General features: G+C 53.5%; 21 protein-coding genes. 8 read left to right on the forward strand and 13 right to left on the reverse strand.

Annotated elements, in window-relative coordinates; translation table 11 throughout:
* The first annotated feature begins 43 nt into the window (after window positions 1–43).
* Entirely contained in the window at window positions 44–1,114 is a 1,071-nt protein-coding gene (locus tag ACAW75_RS10470; protein WP_370728663.1) for an agmatine deiminase family protein, read from the forward strand.
* A 60-nt stretch (window positions 1,115–1,174) separates the two neighbouring features.
* On the opposite strand, the gene ACAW75_RS10475 is transcribed toward ACAW75_RS10470, so the two are convergent.
* Window positions 1,175–2,395, reverse strand: a complete 1,221-nt coding sequence (locus ACAW75_RS10475) for an MFS transporter (protein WP_370728664.1) — start codon at window positions 2,393–2,395, stop codon at window positions 1,175–1,177.
* A 236-nt stretch (window positions 2,396–2,631) separates the two neighbouring features.
* Here ACAW75_RS10475 and ACAW75_RS10480 point away from each other — a divergent pair, with 236 nt between their 5' ends.
* Window positions 2,632–3,012, forward strand: coding sequence for an NfeD family protein (locus ACAW75_RS10480; protein ID WP_370728665.1), 381 nt, complete (start codon window positions 2,632–2,634; stop codon window positions 3,010–3,012).
* A 22-nt stretch (window positions 3,013–3,034) separates the two neighbouring features.
* On the opposite strand, the gene ACAW75_RS10485 is transcribed toward ACAW75_RS10480, so the two are convergent.
* A complete protein-coding gene (locus ACAW75_RS10485; RefSeq protein ID WP_370728666.1) occupies window positions 3,035–3,277 on the reverse strand; it encodes a GlsB/YeaQ/YmgE family stress response membrane protein in 243 nt (80 codons plus the stop codon).
* A gap of 151 nt (window positions 3,278–3,428) precedes the next feature.
* On the opposite strand from ACAW75_RS10485, the gene ACAW75_RS10490 reads away from it, so the two are divergent.
* The 3 genes from ACAW75_RS10490 to ACAW75_RS10500 are packed head-to-tail and all read left to right on the forward strand — an operon-like array spanning window position 3,429 to window position 6,834.
* The gene (locus ACAW75_RS10490; protein WP_370728667.1) at window positions 3,429–4,061 is read left to right on the forward strand and encodes a 7-carboxy-7-deazaguanine synthase QueE; all 633 of its coding nucleotides are present in this window, start codon (window positions 3,429–3,431) and stop codon (window positions 4,059–4,061) included.
* Window positions 4,016–6,061: an OmpA family protein gene (locus ACAW75_RS10495; protein ID WP_370728668.1), complete on the forward strand. Its 2,046-nt coding sequence runs from the start codon at window positions 4,016–4,018 to the stop codon at window positions 6,059–6,061. Before ACAW75_RS10490 ends, ACAW75_RS10495 begins: the two co-directional genes overlap by 46 nt.
* Before the next feature lie 53 nt (window positions 6,062–6,114).
* Window positions 6,115–6,834, forward strand: a complete 720-nt coding sequence (locus ACAW75_RS10500) for a YqjF family protein (RefSeq protein WP_370728669.1) — start codon at window positions 6,115–6,117, stop codon at window positions 6,832–6,834.
* A gap of 16 nt (window positions 6,835–6,850) precedes the next feature.
* Here the strand turns inward: ACAW75_RS10500 and ACAW75_RS10505 are convergent, their stop codons facing one another.
* From ACAW75_RS10505 to ACAW75_RS10530, 6 genes are all read right to left on the reverse strand, one after another.
* On the reverse strand, window positions 6,851–7,915 hold the full coding sequence (locus ACAW75_RS10505; RefSeq protein ID WP_370728670.1) for a glycoside hydrolase family 43 protein: 1,065 nt from the start codon (window positions 7,913–7,915) through the stop codon (window positions 6,851–6,853).
* Window positions 7,916–8,039: 124 nt separating this feature from the next.
* Window positions 8,040–9,563, reverse strand: a complete 1,524-nt coding sequence (locus ACAW75_RS10510; RefSeq protein WP_370728671.1) for a RagB/SusD family nutrient uptake outer membrane protein — start codon at window positions 9,561–9,563, stop codon at window positions 8,040–8,042.
* 27 nt (window positions 9,564–9,590) lie between these two features.
* The gene (locus ACAW75_RS10515) at window positions 9,591–13,034 is read right to left on the reverse strand and encodes a SusC/RagA family TonB-linked outer membrane protein (RefSeq protein ID WP_370728672.1); all 3,444 of its coding nucleotides are present in this window, start codon (window positions 13,032–13,034) and stop codon (window positions 9,591–9,593) included.
* A 107-nt stretch (window positions 13,035–13,141) separates the two neighbouring features.
* Window positions 13,142–14,197 carry a FecR family protein gene (locus ACAW75_RS10520; protein ID WP_370728673.1) on the reverse strand — a complete coding sequence of 352 codons (1,056 nt, stop codon included), beginning with the start codon at window positions 14,195–14,197 and terminating at the stop codon, window positions 13,142–13,144.
* A gap of 186 nt (window positions 14,198–14,383) precedes the next feature.
* Window positions 14,384–14,968: an RNA polymerase sigma factor gene (locus ACAW75_RS10525; RefSeq protein ID WP_370728674.1), complete on the reverse strand. Its 585-nt coding sequence runs from the start codon at window positions 14,966–14,968 to the stop codon at window positions 14,384–14,386.
* 90 nt (window positions 14,969–15,058) lie between these two features.
* Window positions 15,059–15,613 carry a hypothetical protein gene (locus ACAW75_RS10530; RefSeq protein ID WP_370728675.1) on the reverse strand — a complete coding sequence of 185 codons (555 nt, stop codon included), beginning with the start codon at window positions 15,611–15,613 and terminating at the stop codon, window positions 15,059–15,061.
* Window positions 15,614–15,893: 280 nt separating this feature from the next.
* On the opposite strand from ACAW75_RS10530, the gene ACAW75_RS10535 reads away from it, so the two are divergent.
* Entirely contained in the window at window positions 15,894–16,760 is an 867-nt protein-coding gene (locus ACAW75_RS10535; RefSeq protein ID WP_370728676.1) for a YitT family protein, read from the forward strand.
* Between the two features lie 61 nt (window positions 16,761–16,821).
* Here ACAW75_RS10535 and ACAW75_RS10540 read toward each other — a convergent pair whose 3' ends face one another.
* The 4 genes from ACAW75_RS10540 to ACAW75_RS10555 all read right to left on the reverse strand — a co-directional run bounded on the left by ACAW75_RS10540 (window position 16,822) and on the right by ACAW75_RS10555 (window position 18,649).
* A complete protein-coding gene (locus ACAW75_RS10540) occupies window positions 16,822–17,118 on the reverse strand; it encodes an Hsp20/alpha crystallin family protein (protein ID WP_370728677.1) in 297 nt (98 codons plus the stop codon).
* 170 nt (window positions 17,119–17,288) lie between these two features.
* Window positions 17,289–17,603, reverse strand: a complete 315-nt coding sequence (locus tag ACAW75_RS10545; RefSeq protein WP_370728678.1) for a hypothetical protein — start codon at window positions 17,601–17,603, stop codon at window positions 17,289–17,291.
* Window positions 17,604–17,759: 156 nt separating this feature from the next.
* The gene (locus ACAW75_RS10550; protein ID WP_370728679.1) at window positions 17,760–18,086 is read right to left on the reverse strand and encodes a hypothetical protein; all 327 of its coding nucleotides are present in this window, start codon (window positions 18,084–18,086) and stop codon (window positions 17,760–17,762) included.
* Window positions 18,087–18,091: 5 nt separating this feature from the next.
* Window positions 18,092–18,649, reverse strand: a complete 558-nt coding sequence (locus ACAW75_RS10555) for an RNA polymerase sigma factor (RefSeq protein ID WP_370728680.1) — start codon at window positions 18,647–18,649, stop codon at window positions 18,092–18,094.
* Window positions 18,650–18,793: 144 nt separating this feature from the next.
* On the opposite strand from ACAW75_RS10555, the gene asnS reads away from it, so the two are divergent.
* Together asnS and ACAW75_RS10565 are read left to right on the forward strand one after the other, a co-directional pair.
* Window positions 18,794–20,245 (forward strand): asparagine--tRNA ligase, encoded by a 1,452-nt coding sequence (gene asnS, locus ACAW75_RS10560; RefSeq protein ID WP_370728681.1) that lies wholly within the window; start codon window positions 18,794–18,796, stop codon window positions 20,243–20,245.
* 192 nt (window positions 20,246–20,437) lie between these two features.
* Complete coding sequence (locus ACAW75_RS10565) at window positions 20,438–20,890, forward strand: ferritin-like domain-containing protein (protein ID WP_370728682.1); 453 nt, start codon at window positions 20,438–20,440, stop codon at window positions 20,888–20,890.
* Window positions 20,891–20,971: 81 nt separating this feature from the next.
* On the opposite strand, the gene ACAW75_RS10570 is transcribed toward ACAW75_RS10565, so the two are convergent.
* Entirely contained in the window at window positions 20,972–21,853 is an 882-nt protein-coding gene (locus ACAW75_RS10570; protein ID WP_370728683.1) for an aldo/keto reductase, read from the reverse strand.
* Window positions 21,854–22,013 lie beyond the last annotated feature (160 nt).

The following is a 22,013-nucleotide window of genomic DNA, read 5'->3' on the forward strand; positions in this document are numbered from 1 at the left end:
AAACGTAATCAGTAGGTAACGATTTCAACGAATAACTAACGCAATGTCGCTCTTTTCAGATACAGAATCAGAGGTTCTTAAGCCCGCTCAACAGGGGTTTTTCTTTCCGGCCGAATGGCATCCACACGTAGCTATCTGGTTAACCTGGCCGCATACCGACGCTTCCTGGACAACCGAACGCCTGGAACTAATGATGCCGGCGTACCTGGAACTCATCAAAGCCATCTCAGAAAGTGAGCAGGTGTGCATCAATGCGCATAACGAATTCATCATTCAGCAGGCAAAAATGCGGTTGCTCATGGCCGGGGCGAATATGGACCGAATTACACTCCTCCCCTTCCCCACCAACGATTCCTGGTGCCGCGACCACGGTCCTGCTTTTCTGATCAACCCGGCCAAAAAAGAGCGAATGATCGTGAACTGGGGCTATAATGCCTGGGGTGGTAAATACCCTCCTTACGACAAAGACGACCTGCTGCCAACGGCCATTGCCCACTACCGGAAACTGGACTATGTGACGCCCGGCATTATTATGGAAGGCGGTTCGGTCGAGTTTAACGGGGCGGGTACTGTACTGACCAGCCGGGCCTGTCTGCTCAACAAAAACCGGAATTCACACCTCACACAAGCCCAAATTGAGCAGTACCTCTGCGACTATTACGGCGTACAACAGGTTTTGTGGGTAGAAGATGGCATCGTAGGAGACGATACCGACGGCCATATCGACGACACGGTTCGCTTTGTAAACGAAGACACGGTCGTTGCCGCGATCGAACACAATACCAACGATGCGAACTATGCGCCGCTACAGGAGATTCACCATGAACTGCGGCAGATGCGGCTTCTGAACGGCAAGCCACTCAACATTGTTGACTTGCCTATGCCCGACCCCGTTGAAAGCGACGGACTGCGGCTCCCTGCCTCCTACGCCAACTTCCTGATTACCAATAGCTCGGTCATCGTCCCAACATTCCGCTGCGATAAAGACCAGACTGCCCTCGACATCATCGGGCAGTGTTTCCCGGACCGTAAAATCGTCGGCATAGATTCTACCCAGATCGTCTGGGGACTCGGCAGTTTCCATTGCCTCAGCCAACAGGAACCGGCGGTGTAAATGTCTTGTGTTTGCTGTTTACAGTTTACTGTTTACAGCAAACACAAGACAGAAGACTCTTCAGAGTGGTCCCGTTACCAGTTCGCCTTCAGTTGGCTGGACCTTTTTCTTATCCGTGAAGAGGAAAATAAAGAGCAGTAGTACAACCACCGCGATGCCGGCGGGCACCATCCAGAAAACGGTGTAATCGATACCGGTGGGCGTTTTGGCCCAGTCTTTCACAAAGCCCGACAGATAGGAGCCGATGCTCATCCCGATGCCGTAGGTTGCCAGTGAGATCAGCCCCTGCGCCGACGACCGGATCGAATCATCGGCTTTCTGATCGGTATAGATCTGGCCCGTTACGAAAAAGAAGTCGTAGCACACGCCGTGGAGAATAATGGCCAGGTAGAACATCCAGATGCCGGCGTCTGCGTTGCCATAGCCGAAAAACAGGAAGCGGGCAATCCAGGCCACCAGGCCAATGATCAGCATGTTTTTGACACCGAAACGCGTAAAGGCAACGGGAATCAACAGCATGAAAATCACCTCCGACGCCTGCCCCAGCGACATTACGTTCTCGACATTCTTCATCCCTGAATCGGTCAGCGCCGAGTTGGCCATAGCGTAGTAGAACGATAACGGGATGCAGATCAGCACCGATGACAGGAAGAAAATAGCGAACGAGCGATCCTTAAAGAGCTTGAACGCATTGAAGCCCAAAATCTGACTGATGGTGGCGCCACCGGTTGCTTTGGGCGGGGTATTGGGCAGGAAAAAGGCGAAAATTCCCAAAGCTACAGACATATACATCGACAGCTCGAAAATGGCCACTTTGTCGCCAAACCCGTAATAACCAACCACGTTCGAGACAACGATCCAGGCAATTGTCCCCAGCACCCGAATACCGGGAAATTCCTTTTCCGGGCTAACCATCTGTTGCATGGCAATCGATGAGGCCAGGGCCAATGTAGGGGCAAACGTGAGGCAGTAGGCCAGTAACGCCCAGAAAAACTGGTCTGGGTCATGCACATCGATCAGAAAGTACAGAATGGCTGCCCCCAGCAAGGTAAGTACGCCCAATACGCGTTGCGCGGCAAAGTAGCGGTCGGCGATCATGCCAACGAAAAAAGGGGCAACCAGCATGGCCAGCGAAAACGTGGCGAAAGCAGCCCCCTGCTGCACTCCCGTAGCGCCCATACTTTTTTCCATGTACTTGGTAACCTGGCCATACCATGCTCCCCAGATAAAAAACTGAAAAAACATCATGGCCGACAATTGTAAGCGGGTAATCAACGACATCAGGTACGTTCGTTTAGCGTGGCTATTTGGGAGAAGCCCGAATCTACGCAGAAAAGACGATGCGGCCGCTTTTTCCTATTCGGTGACCGCCTCCTCACTTTCCTGGCCGTTAGTAACCAAATATATTGGTATATAGGTGGGGCTTATTTTATTGTGTTGTCTATCAGCCTCCTATCATGTACTCACTCCTCCATACGTCCCAGCCGGCCATAGGTTTTAGCCTTGGTAGTGGCCTCATGTCTACTGCCCTATCCGATTATGCCGCTCAGTTGGCTCAACCGGAAGCTTATCCTGTACTGACATTCCTGACCAACAAGCTGCCGATGGTAGCTCAACCAGTTACTGATTCGACCCGTGTTGAGCTAGCTCATATGGGTTGTATGAGTGTTTTTCGCCACTGGCTCCGCCGGTTGCTGGGTAGTACCGATACAAGCAATGGGTCTGATAGCATTGGCGCTTTGGTGAAAGTGACCCAGACGATCCCAGTTCATGGGCTGGGGCGTGTGTCGTATCGGGGCACCGAGTGGTCGGCCCGAACCATAGCCGGTAAAACGCACAAACCCGGCGATGGAGTTACCATTCGCCGGGTCGAGGGGATAATATTAATCGTTGAATAAAGCGTATGTCGGTACGAGCTGACTATGCCCGGCTCGCGGAGCCTTTTATCAGCGCCGCAATACCCAACAGAATCACCGCACCAACGAATGAGGTCAGAATGGCGTCGAATACACCCGTTGATTTTCCGAAGAAATAGCCACCGACAATACCACCGGCAATGCCCAGAAGAATTTCTACCAGCAGTGAAAATGAGAACCGCTTGAACACGAGGTCGGCTAACCAACCGGCAACAGCGCCTACGAGAATTGATGTTAAGATACCCATGACAGTTTTTCTTTTTTGTTGAGTTTGCATTAAAAACAGATATATAACGGCAGAGACGATAATATGTTCGGTTGTTTGATTGAGTGCCCTGCACACGCTTATGCCAGGTGTCTTTGCTTATTGACTTTTCAGAATGCTGTATCTTTGTTACATGATTATCGAACAGCATCAACAACAAACAGAAGTAGGTACGTTACCCGTCATGGAAGCGTTCTATACGCTCCAGGGCGAAGGAGCACACGCAGGTAAGGCTGCTTATTTTATTCGCCTCGGTGGTTGCGACGTAGGTTGCCACTGGTGCGATGTCAAAGAGTCGTGGGATGTACAGGCGCACCCGCACCTGTACATCGATCAGATCGTGACGCAGGCCCTGGCGTACCCAGGGCGTATGGCCGTCATTACGGGTGGAGAACCGCTGATGCACGACCTTACCCGGCTTACTGACGCCCTGCAACTAGCTGGCTTTCAGACTAATATTGAAACATCGGGCGTTTATCCGGTTACCGGTTCGTGGAACTGGATTTGCTTTTCGCCCAAGAAATTCAAACAGCCGAATCCTGCTATTTATGCGAAGGCCGATGAGTTGAAGGTCATCATCTACAACCAGTCAGACTTCGCTTTTGCCGAGTCATTTGTCTCTAGCCTACGGCCAGATTGTCGGTTATTACTGCAACCGGAATGGAATCGTTCAGACGAAATGCTGCCCCGCATCGTTGATTATGTAAAGGCAAATCCACAGTGGCAAATTTCCCTGCAAACCCACAAATTCATGCAGATTCCGTAGGCCAACTGGCACTCCGCGCTGGCCTCTCTTTTCCGTTACGTCTGCTTACCGTGGCCGGTTGGCTGCTTCTACTCTTTTATTTACTGGTCTCGATTCCCGGTAACGCGCAGTCGAAAAAGGCGGTCGACTTATACAGCCAGGGCATCAAGCTGTTCAACGAACGAAAAGCAAAGGAGGCCATTCCGTTCTTCGAACAGGCACTGAAAGAGACGCCCGCTTTCCTCGACGCGCAGGTACGTCTCGGACAAGCCTACGAGTATACCCGCAAGCCCGAGCAGGCATTGGCCGCCTACCGGGCTGCAATTGCCTTACCGGGCAACCTGTCGGCTACCCCGGCAAGCACCGGGGCAACGGCGGCCGCCTATCAGGGAGCCGCCCAGATTTTACTGAAGCTGGGGCGGTATGCCGAAGCCATTCCAGTGCTCGAGGTTTTCCTGCGCAACTTCGCACCCGAATCGGCCAAAGCGCGTCAGGTACAACGCTCGATCGCCATTGCCCGTTTTGGCCAGGAAGCCATTCAGCATCCGGTATCGGTCAGCCCCAAACCGCTCTCTGAATCGCTAAAGCAGGGGGAATCGCAGTATTTTCCGGTGCTGACCGCCGATGAGCAGACCCTGGTTTTCACCATGCTTAAACCGGAAGGGGATGAAGACCTGATGGTAGCCACCAGGGGCACAGAAAGTGGCTGGCAAACCCCGGTCCCATTGTCGGCCAACATCAACACGCCCGACAACGAGGGCACGGCCAGCCTTTCAGCAGATGGTCGATTACTGGTCTTCACGGCCTGCCAGAGCGGAATCCGGCAGGGATTCGGCAGTTGCGACTTATATAGTAGTCAGAAAACCGGCGATGTCTGGAGCGTTCCGCAGAACCTGGGTCCTACCATCAACACCCGTGATTATGAATCGCAGCCCAGTCTCTCGGCCGACGGACGGCAGTTGTATTTCATCTCAAATCGCCCCGGCGGCCTGGGTCAACGTGATATCTGGCGCAGTTCCCGCGATGCGGGCGGAAACTGGACTGAACCCGTGAATCTGGGAAAGCCCATTAATACATCGCTGAATGAAGCATCGCCATTTCTGCATGCCAACGGACAAACCCTGTTTTTCGCATCTGATGGACATATCGGCATGGGGGGCTACGACCTGTTTGTTAGCCGGTATAGGCCCGACAGCGTGAAAGCAGGCTGGTCAGAACCCGCCAATCTGGGATACCCGATCAACACGTCGGAAGACCAGGCCTCGCTGTTTGTATCAGCCAACGGCGCCAAGGCGTATTATTCGTTTGAAGAACAAAAAGAAGGGGTTTCGCAGAAATCACGCATCTATACCTTCGACCTGCCCGCTGTACTCCGCGAACAGGTACGTCCCGTCAACTACCTGAAGGGCCTTGTTACCGATGCCCGCACCAGTAAGCCGCTCAGTGCCACCCTGGATCTGATCGACGTGCGAACCAACCAGTCTGTTTCCCGCATTTCGTCGGACGCACAGACAGGGCAATACGTAGCGGTGCTGCCCGCTGGCGGCGAGTACGCCTTGTACGTAAGCGCACCGGGTTATCTCTTCAAGAGCCTGGCGTTCAACTACGCCGACAAAACCTCTACCGAAACCGGTATGGGACAGGGCGTTTCGCTCGACGCCGGGCTGGAACCCATTGGTGTCACCAGCAAAGAGACGCTGAATAACCTGTTTTTTGAGTCTGGACGGTACGAGTTATCGGGTAAATCGCTGACTGAACTTGAACGGCTGGCCGATTTCCTGAAAACCAATCCCACCACGCGGATTGAAATTGCGGGCCATACCGACGACCGCGGCGACCCGACAGCCAATCTGGAATTATCGCGGAAACGGGCCCAGTCGGTTATTGACTATCTGGCCAAAATGGGTGTAGCTCCTACCCGGTTAAAAGCCATCGGGTATGGCAAAACCCGCCCCGCCGTGAAAGGCACTACCGACGAAGCCCGGCAACGCAATCGCCGTATTGAATGGCGGGTGATGTAGCGACGTGAACCTTCCAGTGTGGGCATCGTTACATCAACGAACTGCCCCACTGAATGGCTACTACCTTCCTGACCGCCGAATGGCGACAATTAATCTTTGCCAATTACGCAATTGATCGCCACGTGCTGGAGCCGCTGGTACCGTATGGCACCGAACTCGACGAATTTGAGGGCGTTTGCTACGGCAGCCTGGTCGGTTTCTACTTCCAGGGCGTAAGGCTGTTTGGCCAGGTCGCGGTGCCCTTCCACCGCGAATTCGAGGAGTTTAATCTGCGCTTCTACGTGCGGCGCAAGACCGAAACCGGCTGGAAACGGGGCGTCGTTTTTGTGAAAGAGATTGTACCAAAACTGGCGATTACACTCGTTGCCCGGACGTTATACGGCGAGCCCTATGCAACCCACCCCATGCGTCATTCCTGGCAAACAGACGGTGATACCCAGCGCATTGGCTACGAATGGAAAGTCGGCGCCGACTGGAATCACATCCGGGTCAGCGCCGACAAAACAGGCCACGCATTGGTACCCAATAGCGAAGAAGCCTTCATTACCGAACACTACTGGGGGTACACCGGCCGGGGCGCAGGGCGAACATCCGAGTATGAAGTAGTCCATCCGCAATGGCACATCCACACCGTATCGGAATATGACGTCAAGTGCAACGTACCCGACTTATACGGAGCAGCCTTTGCCCCGTTTTTCGAGCAGCCCCCCCATTCCGTTTTTCTGGCCGATGGATCAGCCGTAGCCATCAAGTCTGGGGCCAAAGTGGTTTAAACACGTCGAAGCCAGCTTACTCACCCGCCGGGCGTTTGATGTAGCCTGTAGCCGGATCAGGCGAGCCAAAATCGGGGGTACCGTCGGCTCGATAGGTAAAAGGTTGTATTCGGATCGACCGGAAGTCGCCGCAACCCTGACCTGGGGCGGGATTGGCGTGGTAGAGAATCCAGTTTTCGGTACCGTCTACCGACTTGAAAAAGCTGTTATGCCCAACGCCGTAGGTGCTTCCACTCGCATAGGGGCCAAAAACGGGTGTGGCTGACTTTGTCCACGAGGCCGGGTTCAGCAGATCATCGGTAACGTTGGCCGATAGTTGACCAAGCGCGTAAAAATCGGTGGCGCAATAACTGGCCGAATAGATCAGGAATACCTTGTTGCCATTGACCAGGAACTCTGGCCCTTCATTGACGCCAAAACCTTGTTTCTCCCAACTATACTCAGGAGCCGACAAACGTACCCGTGAGCCCGCAGCAACGGTATAAGGGTTGGTCAGTTTGGCGATATAAATGTATTGCGCGCCGCCCAGGTCAGTATCCCAGCCCGACCAGGCCATATACAGTTGATTGTTCAGATTGAGCAGCGTACCGTCGATCGCCCACCTGTTTTCCGGGAGCATCAATTGTCCCCGGTCTGTCCAGGTACCGGTAGTAGGGTCGGCGGCTTCATTTTCCAGCACATACATCCGGTGGTTACGATCAGCCCCATCATCGGCCGTGTAGTAGATATACCATTTGCCGTTCACGCTGTGCAGTTCGGGTGCCCAGATATTCCGCGAATTAGGGCCCGTGGCCGGAGGCGTCCAGACGGTGACGAACCGTGCCTGATCAAGGCGGCTCATGGTCCTGGTCTTATAAATTCGGAGGTTACTGCCGGTGGTCCGCATGACGTAATAAAATCCGTCGCGTTGTATCACCCAGGGATCAGGTCCAACGGGTAACACCGGATTTTTAAACTTCCCGACGGTATCAACTGCCGTAACGGGTGGTGTTGGGGTTACGGTGCCATTGTTTGTCTGCTTGCAGCTGTAGCCGCCAATAAACCACAGTAAGATAAAAGTTGGGAAAAGCGCCTTTTTCATCGTTGCGTATAAAGGAAATTCAACACAGAGGCACAGAGGTTTCACAGAAAACACAGCGTTTTTTTAGAAACAAATTCCGTGTTCTCTGTGAAATCTCAGTGCCTCTGTGTTCTCCCTTTTTTAATTAATAATTCGGGTTCTGTGTCAGGTTTGGGTTCAAATCCCGGTCCAGCTGCGGAATGGGCAGCAGTTCACTTTTGCCTTTCACGAAGGTGGAGAAAGCGGCATCTCGGCTGGCCAGTTGCGGACCAAGATCACCCCAGCGGGCCAGGTCGTTCCAGCGATGCCCTTCACCCGAAAGCTCCAGTAGCCGTTCGTGTTTGATCTGAGTCAGGAACTGCGCCTGCGAAAGGCCCGGTTTAGCGACTGTGAGCGTTGGCAAGCCCGCCCGCCGACGTACCTGATCAACATAGGCGTAGGCCTGCGTTGTTTTGCCCGTTGCGTTCAGTGCTTCGGCATACATCAGCAGCACATCGGCGTACCGGATATACCGCCAGTTGTTGGGCGACCGGTAGCCTTCTTCGTTCTTCCAGTGGTCGTTCTGAAACTTCCGGAACCAGACCCGCTTATTGCCGGTGCCATACCGCTGCGTGAAGGTCTGGCCGTAAATCTGCGTGAAGTTAGGGCCGCGCACATCCGTTGAGTCGAACAGGTACGACGCTTCCAGCCGTGGGTCGCGGGCACCGGTCGTCGTTTTCTCGTTGAATTCGTAGATCGGCCACCGTTGCGCTTCGCCATCCGACCAGCCAATGCCGCTTGGCCCGAAGAACTGCGCCAGCGAGGTGCCGTAGTTCTGGTTCGGTGTCTCGGTATCGTCATCCGTATACTCAGCCGGGTTGATCTGGAACTGCCATTCGAACACCGATTCGCGGTTGTTTTCGGTCGTGATCAGGAAGTTATCGCGGTAGTTCGGCATCAGGGCATAAACGCCTTTGCCTTCACCGTCGGCCAGCCATTGCAGCGGCGTGAGGGCTTCGGTGTATTTCTGCTGTTGCATCTGCGCCTTAGCCAGCAGGGCATAGGCAGCTCCTTTTGTCGCCCGGCCCAGGTCAGCCGTTCCATAGGTTGTTGGCAGCACCGCCGCGGCTTCGGTCAGGTCTTTTTCGATCTGCGCCCATACCTGCGCGCTGGTAGCCGAGCTGGGTTTGTCGCCAACTACCGACGTTTTCAGAATAAGCGGAACATTGCCCCACAGCGACACCAGGTGGTAATAATACATGGCCCGCAGAAACTTGGCTTCCCCGATGTAGCGGGCTTTCAGCGTCGCATCCATCGTGACGTTGGGTACGTTGTCGATCACCTGATTGGCCCGGTTGACACCAATGTAGTTGTCGTTCCAGACAGCGTAGGCATTACCGTAGTTGTAATCGGTCACCAGAAACTGATCCATGTTATTCACAATGTCGGTGGCCGGGCTTTGGCTCCGTCCTTCGTCAGACCGGATGATGAAGTAGAACGGCATCCACCGCGAAATACCCCCCCGGTGCATCGTGCTGTACACGGCATTGACACCCGCCAGTGCATCGTCGCCAGTTTTCCAGAATGACTCAGCCGTCACCTGGTTTGGGTTAACAATATCTAAGCTCCGGTCGCAACCAGCCAGCATCAGGGCGGCGGCAACGGTGAGCGATATGACTCTATTTTTCATGATGATTTGCTCTGGAGTGAATCGAACTTAAAACTCGCAGTTAATACCGACCGACACCACGCGGGGCGATGGCCAGTGACCGTTATCAACGCCACGCTCCTGAATATTGGCACCCGTTACGTCGGGGTCAAGACCTGTGTAGTTGGTCATGGTGAACAGATTCTGACCGCTCACATACACACGCGCACTACGCACCTTGACGCGGTCGAGGAAGGCACGAGGCAGGGTGTAGCCTACTTCCACGTTCCGCAGCCGTACATACGAGGCGTCTTCCAGCCAGCGATCCGTGTAACCGAAGTTGTTGGCGACAATGCCCTGATCACCTGCCTCCAGTCCTAAACGAGGGTCGGTCGTGTTCGTATTCGTGGCCGACCAAGGGCTAACATCGCTTCGGAAGTTGGTCAGCTGGTAGGTGTCCAGACTACGCCGAACGTCGTTGTAGACGGTATAGCCAAACACGCCCGTCAGCTGGACGTTCAGGCTGAACTGGCCATACGACGCATTGAACTGCGCCCCTGCCTGAAGTTTAGGCCAGGGCGACGATACAAACTGACGATCGTCATTCTGCGTAATCTGTCCATCGCCGTTCGTGTCGACGTAGCGGATGTCGCCGGGCTTCGCGTTGGGCTGAATCAGCTGGCCGTTTGGTCCCCGGTAATTATTGATCTCTTCCTGACTCTGGAAAATGCCCGCCGTTTTCAGCACGTACCACTGGCCCACGGGCAGCCCAACCTGCGACCGTGTGTTGCCACTCTGGATGTAGTTGATGTTCTGCCCCTGGTTTCCGACGTTGATCACCGTGTTTTTGATCGTCGTGAAGTTACCCGACACATCCCATTTGAACGGGTGCTCGTTGTTCCGGTAGGTTGCCGAGAACTCAACGCCCTGGTTGCGAATCGACGCCGTGTTTACGAACGGGTTGCCGCGCAGGTTACCCAGATAGCCCGGTACCGCCAGGTTCAGAATAGCATCGTTCGACAGCGAATTATACACGTTGATCTCCGTGGTGATCCGGTTATTGAGGAAGCTGGCCGACACGCCATAGTTTTGCTGAATCCGTTCTTCCCACCGCAAATCCGGGTTGGCCAACTGCGCCTGATACGCGCCCACGTTTGCCGTCTGGTCAACCCCGAAAATGGCTCTCGGGTTGTTGTTGATGAACGCCGTATACGGGAATGAACCCAGGTACGGGACCACAATACCCAGTTTACCATATGATGCGTTCAGCTTCAGGTCAGACACCCAGTCTGCATGGAAGAACTTCTCCTGACTGATACGCCAGGCCGCGGCCACCGATGGGAAGAAGCCCGTCCGGTAATTGGCCCCGAACCGCGAGTCCTGATCGACGCGGCCCGTGAAGGTCAGCAGGTAGCGGTCGTTGTATGCGTAGTTCACCCGGCCCAGATACCCCAGGATCCGGTAATCATCGGGCGTGCTGCCGGCCGAATTGGAGATACCCGTAGCGGCGTTGATCGTTGTGAAATACTGCCCACCCGAGAAACCAAGGTTGGTGCGGGAGCCCGATGTAATATCGCGCCGCGTCGTCTGCTGACTGATACCAACCACGCCGTTAATGCTGTGTGCGCCAAACACTTTGTTGAAATTCAGCGTGTGCTCGAACAGCAGGCTCAGGTAGCGTGACCGATCTTCGCTCACCGACGTAGGCACTGGCGAGGCACTGTACTGATACGTACCCAGCCGACGCAGGTTCTGCGTGTAATCGAAGCTCACTTCCAGGCCCGCGTTGGCGCGGTAGCTCAGCCAGTCGGTCAGCTTCACGTCGAGGTAGGCGTTGCCCACCAGCTTGGCAAAGTTGCTCCCATTGCTGACCAGATTCCGCACCGCCACGGGGTTATACGAATACGAAACGGCGTCGGGGTTCGTGCCGATACCGTAGCCGCCCGGGTTGGCCGCGTTCACATACCTGGGGTCCTGCACCGGAATGACCGGTAAGGCCGTGGCCATGTCGTAGATGGGGTTGCCCGCCGGGAAGTTCTGAATGTTCGAGTTGGTCAACAGCGCGTTTTCGCCGAACGTGAACCGACCAGTCTGGCTCTTGGTGTTAATGCGCAGGCTGGCCCGGTTGAACCCGCTCCCGATCACATACCCTTTATTGTCGAAATAGCTGCCCGAAATCAGGTACGTTCCGGTTTTGGTGCCCCCCGAGAGCGTCAGGTTATAGTCCTGTAAACTTCCCGTCTGCAGCACCTGATCCTGCCAGTTGGTATTGATGTTCGGATTGAACGTACCTGTAGCCACGCTGGCGGGAGGGGTCTGGCCGGAGTTTTGGTACTGGGTACGTTGCAGTTGGGCAAAACCAGCTGCGTCGGTCACGTTCCAGCGTTTGTACACCTGCTGCCCGCCGTATTTACCCGAAAACGACACCCGGATCGGGCCTTCTTTGCCTTGTTTCGTGGTAATGATCACTACGCCGTTGGCCGCTCGTGACCCATAGATAGCCGCCGCCGACGCATCTTTCAGCACCTGGATCGATTCAATATCGTCGTTGTTGATGGTCGGGTTGGCATCGGCAATCATGCCATCGATAATGTACAGCGGATCGGTATTCAGGAAGCTGGCCACCCCCCGAATCTGGATAGACGCCTGCTGACCCGGCACACCTGTATTGCGCACCGTAACGCCCGGCGACAAACCCTGAATCGACTCGGCCAGTGAGTTGGCCGTTACTTTGTTGGCCTGCGTTGGGCTGATCACGTCGTTGGCACCCGTCAGGTCTTTCTTCCGAACCGACTGATAACCAATCACCACAACTTCGTTCAGGGTCCGGTCATCGGGTACCAGTTGAATGTTGATCACTGTCTGCCCACCAATCGCTACGTCTTTCGTTGTATAGCCCACGCTACTGATAGTCAACGTGGTAGCGTTATCGCTCGCATTGATCACGAAGTTGCCATCCGCATCGGTAGTCGCGCCAATGGTTGTCCCTTTCTCAATGACATTGGCCCCCGGTAACCCTTGGTTGTTCTCGTCGGTCACCCGTCCCGTAATTCGCTTCACAACGACCTCAGCCGCCGGTGCCACCACCACGGCGGGACGATCTGTGGCTGGGTTTGCTAAAGGGGTCGCCAACACAGGCTTGTCGGCCGGGGCTGCCTGAATCACGAACAGATTATCCTTGATTTTACGAAACCGCAGGCCCTGTCCAGCCAGCAACTGATTGAGTGTCTGCTCTAATGTAGTGCCCGCCAGGTCAACCTGTGTTTGGCGACCGTCCATCAGTTGCTCATCATACGCAAAGTTGACGCGGTATTTCTGTTCAATTTCGGCGAGCGCTTTTTTAAGCGATCGGGTCCGGCCCGATCGACTCTCATCGTTTTGGGCATCGGCGTGTAGCGTGGTTCCCCTGCTACTGATATTGGCCCTTGTCATCAGCTGGGCAGCAGCCAGTTGCGGCATACTGTACAGGCTTAGGCCAATCAACACAGATAAGGTAACGTACCTGTTCTTCATGGTTTTAGATTAGTTTAACTAACGTTGATCTATGTAAAGTAGACCGATCAAACAACTCGACTGATACTAAAGTATCTGGGGGTGGCCATTGTTGGCACGTGCCCCGTTCACTTACTTTTTCGGAGGTAGATAATGTTACTGTCGCGCTCGATAGTGAGGTCAAACGTGGCGGCCAGTGTGGTCAGCAACGTTTCTACATCCTGGCTAGACAGGTTTCCGGTAAACTGCCGGTCGGCCAGTGCTTCGTCGCCGAAGACAATCGTTAGCCCATACGAGTCGCTTAACTGCTGGGCAACTGCACGCAGGGGTGTCTTTTCAAAAATGAATTGTTTTTGTGTCCAGGCGGTCTGGCGTTCGGGGGCTATCTCCTGCAAGGCTACTTGCTCAATACCAGGCCGGGCAATAGCTACCTGCCCAGGACGCATCTCCAGCACGTGGGCATTCGGCTCACCAGGCCGGATCAGTTGCACCTTTCCTTCAACCAGTGTCACATCGGTTTGCCCTCTGCGCGAATGCACGTTGAATTGGGTACCCAGCACCTGCACATCGAGTCCTGGCGTATGGGTAATGAATTTCACCCGCTGACCTGCTTCTGCCTTTTTGGTAACGGTGAAGAACCCTTCGCCTTCCAGCCATACCTCACGTGGCTGGCCTGCCGCCCAGTCATCGCGATAGGTCAGCGTCGAATTACCGTTGAGTTGTACCGTCGACCCGTCAGGAAGCGTTAGCGTGCGGGTTTCGCCAAAAGCGGTATGTTCGTTGTGCTGATGGCGACTTTCCCGGATATACCAGCCCGTTACCAGCGTACCCAGCAATCCGATTAGAGTGGCGGCCACCTTCCACCCCCCTAGCCGATGCCATACCGATGGGCTGCGCGTCAGCTCGATTACGGGTATAGACTGATCGGTATGCGCCTGTTCCAGAATTGACCAGATCCGCTCATAACTGGCATCTGTCAGATCGTCGTAGCTGACGCGCAGGTGCAGGAGCAACGACGCGGCCTCATCTACCAATGTCTGGCGCTCGGGATGGCGCAGCATAAACGTGTGCCAGAACGACATCGTCGCCTCGTCGGGCTGAAGCACCCAACGCCGAAACGATTCGTCGAGAACAAGATCGCGGACGGTGAATTGCGAATAATCGGGTAATTGGTCGTGCGGCATTTGGCTGAGCAGGTGCGCCGGTGGTCCGGCATTCCAGGCGATTTTCTACAGAAGAAACCGCGCCCCTATTTTATCCCTCACGAATCCAAAAAATTCTACGATGAAGAAAATTAAAGAGCGAATGGCAAAAGAGTGGCCGTCGCGGTTTCACTCTTTCGCCATTCGCTCTTGCACTCTTTCGCTCTTTCACATCAGTAATAGCATTAAGACGCTGCTGCCAACGCGCTTTTGCAGGGCGGCAATGGCTTTGTAGATAATCTTGTAAGCAGACGTCTGCTCGATGTTCATGACTCCCGCAATCTCTTCATAACTCAGGTTGTCGAAGTATTTCAGGAACAGCGCTTCTTTTTGCCGGGGTGGTAATGCATTTAATTCAGCCAGGAGGGCCGTCGATTGCTCGGCCGATATTTGCGCGTCGAGCCAGGTTGGTTCGTAATGAAACTCGACCTGAAAATCCAGCGCGTCAGGGTCCGCATCGAACCGCTGTTCGGCCTGCAACCGACGGACAATCTCGCGCCGAAGCGAACGCATGAGGTAAAACTTGATCGAGTCGGTGCGCCCCAGCCGGTTGCGCGTTTCCAAAATGGAGAGGAACAAGTCTTGCAAACAGTCTTCTGTCAGCTGTCTGTTCTGGGCGATTTTATAGCCGTAATTATACAATGTCTTCGCATAACGCTCATACATATGCGCATAGGCATCACGGCTTCCGGTCAAAAAGTCATCCCAAAGTTCAGCGTCAGACGAATAAGTATACACACGTATCAGAGCCATGTCAGCGTTGAGCAAATCACTAGTCTAGCTAACGCATTTCCCACGGAAAAAGTCAAATTTTTCGGCATAAAGGGATGCGTCAGCTTGACATTACAACCGAACGGAGACATTCTCCTTCATTTGGGAGGGCGTATCAGCCAGCGTTTTAAGGTACTCTTCCCGTTGCTTGAGTTGCAGTTTCAACGAAGCAATGTCGGCAGTAAGGCGTTGCCATTCAGCATCCTGCGTGAAGTCGTAGGTAACACGTTTGGTGATCTGAACGCTGGCGGTATTGTAGTTGATGGTGTTGTTCCGAACGATTGGGTCATCGGCCGGTTCGTCCGTTTCGTCGAGCGACGTAGCTGAACTGGTTGGCATTGGCAGCGACGAGGCAGGTACAGCAGCCTGGTCGCTCCCATCTGCAGCCGGTACAACAGGCGTTTGGGTGATGGCACGCAGTTCCTGCGCCTGCGCCACACTACGATTTTTCAGCCGTGCGATGATCGTCTTGATATACACCTCATAGCGTTTCATCTCCACGTAGGTTTTCAGCAGATCGTAGTTACCGCTGTCAATGATCTGCTGCGCGTGGTCGGCAGCCAGGCGCACAAGACCCGTTTTGGATATGGTTCGGTCGATCGTTCCAATTGGTTTGATTAAGCCCATAGCGGTAGAAAACAGTTAGTCCGCGAATATCGAGCTTGCCGGGCTCATTTGTCAACTGTTGGTTCACCTTACTTTGCCAGCGCGTCACCACGGCCAGGCAGAGCTTAAATAAGTTCGAGCCCATTTAAGCATAAATCGCTTGACCTTTTCACTGGCTGATCGGTTTCGTTCATAGGCGGCTACCTACTGCGTTCTGGCTACAGACCCAACATCACCAGCAAGACGTACCTGTTTTTTCTGTTCGCCATTCACTGACGAGTAACACTTCTCACACATTGATATGACTACAATTGCACACACGCATTACGTACGCGACGCGGTATTTATCATCGCAGGTATTCTCAGCGTTGGGCTTGGGCTAAAAGGCTTTCTACTCTCCAGCCAGTTTATTGATGGTGGTGTCACGGGTATTTCTATGCTCCTGGCTTCGCAGACAGGTATGCCCCTGGCGGTTGGCATCGTTGTTATCAACCTGCCTTTTATCTGGCTCGGATACCGGCAGATCGGGCGGGAGTTCGCCATCAAAAGTACGCTCGGTATTGCCGGCCTATCAGCCTGCCTGGTGCTGGTCCCCTACCCCGATGTAACGCCCGATTTGCTGTTGACCTCCTTGTTTGGGGGTTTTTTCATCGGGGCCGGCATTGGCCTGTCTATGCGCGGTGGAGCTGTTTTGGATGGAACCGAGGTGGCAGCACTGGTCATCAGCCGCCAGGCCACAACCATGAAAGTAAGCGACGTTATCTTACTGTTAAACGTAGTCATTTTTGGTGCCGCCGCCTTCTTTCTGACTATCGAATTGGCTCTCTATTCAATGATCACCTACTTTGCCGCTTCCAAAACGATTGACTTCATCGTTCACGGTATCGAGGAGTACACGGCTATTCTGATCGTTTCCGAGGAATATGAGGATATTCGGGAGCAGGTGTCGGCTGCAGGCTGGGGAATTACGGTGCTGAAAGGTGCTCAGGGTCACGGCAAGCGGGGTGATCTGGCGCAGGATGTCGACGTGCTATATGTCGTTGTAACACGGCTCGAAATCAGTCGGTTACGGTCAACGATCCTGACCATCGATCCGAAGGCCTTTCTAATTCAATATCCCGTCGACGACGTGTTGGGCGGGCAGATCAAGAGCCTGCCCTTACATTAAAAAGAGAAAAGTCCTTATGCGACGAGGCCAATGGCCTCATCGCATAAGGACTTTTCTCTTTTTACGCTACCTCTACAACCACTTCTGGTTTTTTGGGTACTGTCAATATTAGTACACCGTTCTCCTGCTTAGCCACAATGCCAGCCGCATCGACGCGATTGCTGAGTGGCAAGACGCGCTCAAACGATTTCAACGGATATTCCTGTAACAGAAACGCGGGGTCGTTTTCGGTATCGTGCGCGCGGGTCCCCTGAATGATCAATTGGTCGTTGAGCACGCTGACCTTGATAGCTGCCTTGTCGAAACTGACGGCGTATACCATGATTTTGTAGTGATCGCCGTGGTCTTCAACGTTCATCGGTACGTTGTGTTTTGGCCGACGCCAACCACCAAAAAAAGGACGAATGAATTGTGCGAAAGGGTGGCCATGTTGCTGATGGCGGTGTTGGTGATGATACATGTTTTTGTTGTTTATTGGGTTGGTTGTAAACTCGTGATACGCTGACCGGCGTTTTCGGCATAGATCACCTACAGCACAAAATTTTCACTGTGGCGATCAAATGATTCGATTGGAATAGGGCGCTGCGGCTTGTTCTGCTGAACAAAATCAGCGTACTCAGCGTCGCTCATGGTGCGAATCCGGTCGGTGAATTCCAGCCGACGCGATTGCCAGGGGCTCCCCCACCGGCCCTGGTAACCAGAACCAACCCCAACGGCCCGACGGCGAATAAAGCGGAGAGCACCACCAATGATGAGGGCAAATAAGGCCAGCCGTAAAAAGAAGAACGGGAAGGCTACTAAAGCCGCGCCAAGTACAATGGCGGGTATAATAAAACGAGGCATACGGTTCATTATCCTGTTGCAAGCCGGGGTTATAAATCGGCTTCAAACACGATGACGTATGAGTCGATAAATTACTTTAATGAAATTGAAAAAATTTACAAATAATTTACAAAAATCTGACTATCAGATCATTAGTCAAAAAAAGTTGTTAAAGAATTAGCGTCCGCCCCTACGCTGCCGCCACTGCTCGCGGAAACGAGCTTTGTCTTCTTCGCTCATCTGCTGCCATTTTGCCTTCCAGGAAGGGCTGGCAAATCGGTTATGCCCATTGCCCCACCGGCCACCTCGTCCGGGCCAGTTACCAAACAGCAATCGACACAGCAGCATAAGCCCCCCTGCCTGCCAGATCGTGACAGGACGTACCTGGACAACCTCGACAAGCACATGGTTCCATAGCCACATCACGGCTGCTGAGAGTAGCGCAGCGCTGATCAACACGAAAAAAGGGATCCAGATGAAGCGGCGTTTCGGTCCGTGGCGCATGGTTGTCAGGAGTTCGACAGTTCGTCGTATAATGATTGAAGCCGTTTGCGAAGGTATTGCACGGCATAGCGTTTTCTAGAAATAATGGTCTTCAGATTTTCGCCGGTCAGATCGGCAATCGCCTGTAACGTCTGCTCTTCCAGTTCATTCTGAACAAACACTGTACGTTGATTATCGGGCAGCTCATCCAGCGCCCGCATCAGTTCATCCCAGATCAGGTCACGAAAAACGGGATCATCCGCCGAATCGGGATCGGCCAGCAACAGATCATCCAGTGACAGCTCATCGTCTTCGTCAGCCTGTCGGGCAGCATCGGTCAACGTAATTTCACGGGTACGTCGGTAGCGGTCTGTGATGCGATTCCGGGCTACTTCGTAGAGCCATCCACTCAGGCTGGTAATCTGGTCAAGGTCAACAACCCGGCTCAGTTGGTACCAGACATCCTGCAAAATATCCTCGGCGTCTTCTTCCGTTCTCACCTGATTCCGAATAAACCCGAACAGGCGCCCCCCATACTGCTTTACAGCGTCGAGCACAGTCCGTTTGGGGGTTTCAGCAGGCATAGGGCGAAAGTAAGTGGACCAAAGGTCAAGGTCCAACGTTCAGGATGGGCCTGTTGTATGAAGATCGGTTCAAATTGCGGTTCAACGTTTGACTTTGGCCGTTAAACGTTGACCCCTATCCGCCCGTCGTCTTATCTTTGCTCCATGAGTTACCTACCTGTTAAGCAACTGCTACAGACGGAACCTGGCCAGACCGTGACGGTGAAGGGCTGGGTACGTACCAAGCGCGAAAGCAAAAATGCCGTGTTCGTGGCGATCAACGACGGCTCAACTATTCACACCATTCAGGCGGTGGCTGAGGCTGGTTTTCTGCCCGACGAAACGCTTCGCCTGATCACCACCGGCGCTTGTGTAGCCATTACGGGCGAGCTCGTTCCGTCGCAGGGCGCCGGACAAGCCGTGGAGGTGAAGATAGCCGAAGTGCATATTTACGGTCCCGCTGATCCGGAGAAATATCCGCTGCAACCCAAACGTCATTCACTCGAGTTTCTGCGCGAGATTGCTCACCTCCGGCCAAGGACCAACACATTCAGCGCCATTCTACGCATCCGCCACGCGCTGGCCTTTGCCGTGCATAAGTACTACAACGACAACGGGTTTTTCTACCTGAATACCCCCATTATCACGGCATCGGATGCTGAAGGAGCCGGTGAGATGTTCCGCGTATCAACGCTCGACCCGATCAATCCGCCCAAAACGGAAGACGGCCAGATTGATTATAGCCAGGATTTCTTTGGTCGCGAAACCAACCTGACCGTTTCGGGACAGTTGGAAGGCGAGCTTGGCGCCCTGGCGCTTGGCAAGATTTACACATTCGGCCCAACCTTCCGCGCTGAAAACTCGAACACGACACGGCACCTGGCCGAGTTCTGGATGATTGAACCTGAGATGGCCTTCTTCGAGTTGGAAGACAACATGAATCTGGCCGAAGACTTCGTTAAAACGGTCATTCGCTACGCCCTCGACAATTGCGCCGACGATCTGGCCTTCCTCGAAAATCGCCTGAAAGAGGAAGAAAAAACGAAGAAGAAAGAAGAACAGAGCGAGATGTCGCTGACCGAAAAGCTCCGGTTTGTGGTCGATAACGATTTCGAGCGGCTCACCTACACGGAAGCTGTGGAGATTCTGCGTAACTCGAAACCGGCCAAGAAAGGGCAGTTCCAGTATGAAGTAGGCTGGGGCATAGATTTGCAATCAGAGCACGAGCGGTATCTCGTTGAGAAGCACTTTAAAAAGCCGGTCATCCTGACTAATTATCCCCGCGCGATCAAGTCGTTTTACATGAAACAGGACGACGAATTGGCGGCGGCTCCTGGCCCAACCGTACGGGCAATGGACGTGCTGTTTCCCGGCATCGGCGAAATTATTGGCGGCTCACAGCGCGAAGATGATCTGGACAAATTAACGGCGCGTATGGCCGAAGTGGGCATTGAGCAAGAGGCGATCTGGTGGTACCTCGATACGCGCCGCTTTGGTTCAGCCCCACACTCCGGCTTCGGCCTCGGTTTTGAGCGGCTGGTATTATTCGTCACCGGCATGAGCAACATCCGCGACGTGATCCCATTTCCCCGCGCCCCAAAGTCAGCCGAATTTTAGAGATGGTTCTCCTGTAGGGGCGGCCTACAGTGGCCACCCGCCTCGCGTAAGCAATACGCCGATAGATAACAGCCCGCGTATCAACCCTATGTCAAAAGCCGCCCGGTTAATAAGCCGGGCGGCTTTTTTTTGAACATTGACCCGCCCGTACTGTTTTTAAACAGTAGTTAAACCATCCTATCAGCGTTAGTCATGATTAAGAACGAAGACATTGTTGAAGACCTCAACGAACTGGTAAAAATCAACAACGATCGTATCCAGGGATACATGAAGGCCGTTGAAGACACGGACGATTCGCAGCTCGACCATCTTTTCAACGAGATGATTGTGCAGAGCCAAAATTTCCGTAGCCAACTGGCCGATCATATTGTGCGTATTGATGGCACGGCCGTGTCAGATGCCACTTCTACAGATGTAAGCAGCAAGATTCACCGGGCATGGATCGACATTAAGTCGGCAGTGACGGGTAAAGACCGCGACACGGTGTTAAGTTCCGTGACGTTTGGCGAAAATGCTGCCGTGGAAGCCTACGAAGGCGCCATCGAAAACGATAAAATTCCAGCCTATATCAAAGAAGACCTGACCAGGCAGTTATCTGATCTGAAGGCTTCCCGCGATAAAATGGAAGAACTGAAGAGCAAATAAAACGGCTCACAGTGTTTAATAGAAAGGGAGAACGTTAAGTACGTTCTCCCTTTCTATGTTTTACGCCTAACCTAGCGTTTGTTACTCTGGTAGTGGCATATCCTTAAAATCTGCGTCGGTTAACTGAATCGTGGCGGCGGCTGTATTTTCTTCCAGGTGTTTAACCGACGACGTACCTGGAATAAGCAGCATCACGGGCGAAGCCGCCAGTAGCCAGGCCAGTGCAATTTGAAAATCGGTCGCCCCATGTCGTTGGGCCACTGTATGAATGGCTTTCTCGGCCGACAGATCACCACCACCGAGCGGATACCACGGAATGAACGCGATGTTTTGCTCCTCACAGAACTTCAGGGTGGGGTTCCATTTCTGCTGGCCAAAACTATACATGTTCTGCACGGAAACCACTTCGAAATATTGTTGTGCTTGCTTGATCTGATCTACATCGACTTCCGACAAGCCAATGTGTTTGATTTTACCCTGCTGCTGCGCTTCTGCCAAAAAGCCCAGAAACTCGTCTGAAGGCACTTTATCATCGAACCGGTGTAGCTGATACAGATCAATTTGCTCAACTTTCAGTCGTTTCAGGCTTCCATTCAACGCTTCTTCTAAATGTTTGCGGCTCCCATCGACGGGCCACTGGTTGGGTCCGGTACGCAACAAGGCTCCTTTCGTGGCCACTACCAGATCATCGGCGTATGGGTGAAGGGCTTCGGCAATAAGTTCTTCGGAGACGAACGGACCGTAGCTATCGGCCGTATCAATAAAGTTAATGCCCAGATCAAGGCACCGTTTCAGCACCCGCAGGGCTTCATCGCGATTTCTGGGTGGTCCCCAGATGCCTTCGCCGGTAATGCGCATGGCACCATAGCCTAAACGGTTCACGGTTAGATCGCCACCGAGTGTGATTGTTCCGGCGGCAGTAGCGGCGGTCCCGCGTCCGGGCTTTTCAGTTGTTGACTGCATGGGTATTGGTTGTTGACTAGTCTATGAGGTCCATCCTCATGAACCACCTTTACTTTACTAGTCAGAACCACTAACTGTTTTCAACACCAGGAATTTTCTTCGGCTGGGTACGTTGCCGGGCCCGGTTACCCGGCTTCTCTCGCCAAAAACAAACCTATAT

The sequence above is a fragment of the Fibrella arboris genome (assembly GCF_041321095.1).
Classification (GTDB): domain Bacteria; phylum Bacteroidota; class Bacteroidia; order Cytophagales; family Spirosomataceae; genus Fibrella; species Fibrella arboris.